Source organism: Polaribacter sargassicola, from assembly GCF_021991835.1.
GTDB lineage: Bacteria > Bacteroidota > Bacteroidia > Flavobacteriales > Flavobacteriaceae > Polaribacter > Polaribacter sargassicola.
The window spans coordinates 1-422 of the sequence record NZ_JAHDAU010000049.1 but is presented as its reverse complement, the minus strand read 5'-3'; the positions used below and the strand labels follow the sequence as shown (position 1 = coordinate 422).

The 422-nt window shown below is 38.4% G+C and carries 1 protein-coding gene; it reads right to left on the bottom strand.

Features of this window, described 5'->3' with window-relative positions:
• Nucleotides 1-422, bottom strand: a 422-nt coding sequence (locus KI686_RS15765) for a Gldg family protein (RefSeq protein WP_237590288.1), incomplete at both ends; no start/stop codon positions are given.

The window sequence follows — 422 nt, the reverse complement described above, 5'->3', positions numbered from 1 at the left end:
CAGCTAATGGCGAGTAAGGCCATTGTAAATGCTGAAATTGAGCATGGCTACCTTCACCCATAGCTAAAGTAATGGGAGCCGAATACAGCGTACTCACTATTGAAGGGTTAACGCGTACCCCGTATTTAAAGAAAAAGTCTGTTAAATTTAAGTCTCTTTGAATAGCTACGTTCATGCCGTTGGCATTGTACAAGCTATCTTTTTCCATAGCCACGGCATCAATCATCCAAAGGCTTTTGCCACCTTGCATGGTATATTGATCTAACACTAATTTTTCTGCTTCAGAAAATGCTTCAGTTGGTTTAGCTGAAATGATTAAATCAAAATTGCTAATATCTCGTAGCACTTTTTGCGGATTGTTTGAAACGCTGTCTAAGGTAAAAGGAGCTATGTAATAATACGCTCCAAGTTTTTTAACAAAG